General features: G+C 51.1%; 2 rRNA genes. Both read right to left on the reverse strand.

What is annotated here, in order from left to right:
- A 5S ribosomal RNA gene (gene rrf / locus ISALK_RS14805) occupies positions 1-117 on the reverse strand.
- A gap of 187 nt (positions 118-304) precedes the next feature.
- Positions 305-1,468 (reverse strand): 23S ribosomal RNA (locus ISALK_RS14960); the annotation flags it as partial.

Here is a 1,468-nt window from a genome sequence, read left to right on the forward strand (position 1 = left end):
AAGCCGCGACGACCTACTCTCCCAGGCAGTCACCCACCAAGTACCATCAGCGCTGAAGAGCTTAACTTCCGTGTTCGGGATGGGAACGGGTGTGACCTCTTCGCTTTCGTCACGACATTTCTAGTGCTTCTCTTGTGAAGTATTCAGTTAAACTGAATCCTCTGTGTTTCCTTTAACGCTTAACTGCTTGTAAAATGTTTGATCAGTATTCGCTTTTGTACTACACTTGCTTAAGCCGAAGCTTAAAGAACATAAGATGACTCTTACGCTCTTTGATAACTACACAATATCTGAAAGAAATTTTTAGGTCAAGTCCTCGATCGATTAGTATCGGTCAGCTGAACACATTGCTGCGCTTACACCTCCGACCTATCAACCAGGTCGTCTTCCTGGGATCTTACCTTTTTTCAAAGTGGGAAATCTTATCTCGAGGGGGGCTTCGTGCTTAGATGCCTTCAGCACTTATCCCTTCCACACTTAGCTACCCAGCCGTGCCATTGGCATGACAACTGGTACACCAGCGGTGCGTCCATCCCGGTCCTCTCGTACTAAGGACAGCTCCTCTCAAATTTCCTACGCCTACGACGGATAGGGACCGAACTGTCTCACGACGTTCTGAACCCAGCTCGCGTACCACTTTAATGGGCGAACAGCCCAACCCTTGGGACCTACTTCAGCCCCAGGATGTGATGAGCCGACATCGAGGTGCCAAACCTCCCCGTCGATGTGAACTCTTGGGGGAGATAAGCCTGTTATCCCCGGGGTAGCTTTTATCCGTTGAGCGACGGCCCTTCCACTCGGTACCGCCGGATCACTAAGCCCGACTTTCGTCCTTGCTCGACCTGTATGTCTCGCAATCAAGCTCCCTTCTGCCTTTACACTCTTCGCACGATTTCCGACCGTGCTGAGGGAACCTTTGGGCGCCTCCGTTACTCTTTCGGAGGCGACCGCCCCAGTCAAACTGCCCGCCTGACAGTGTCCCAGAACCGGATTACGGTTCGTGGTTAGAATTCCAGTATCGTAAGGGTGGTATCCAAAGGGCGACTCCACCTAGACTAGCGTCCAAGTTTCCAAGTCTCCCACCTATCCTGTACATACGATACCGAAATCCAATGTCAAGCTACAGTAAAGCTCCACGGGGTCTTTCCGTCCTGTCGCAGGTAACCAGCATCTTCACTGGTATTATAATTTCACCGGGTCTATTGTTGAGACAGTGCCCAAATCGTTGCACCTTTCGTGCGGGTCGGAACTTACCCGACAAGGAATTTCGCTACCTTAGGACCGTTATAGTTACGGCCGCCGTTTACTGGGGCTTAAGTTCAATGCTTCGCTTACGCTAACATGTCCCCTTAACCTTCCAGCACCGGGCAGGTGTCAGCCCCTATACTTCGTCTTACGACTTAGCAGAGACCTGTGTTTTTGCTAAACAGTCGTTTGGGCCTGTTCTCTGCGACCGAAGCGTGCTACC

The organism is Isachenkonia alkalipeptolytica (assembly GCF_009910325.1).
GTDB classification, from domain to species: Bacteria; Bacillota; Clostridia; order Peptostreptococcales; family T1SED10-28; genus Isachenkonia; species Isachenkonia alkalipeptolytica.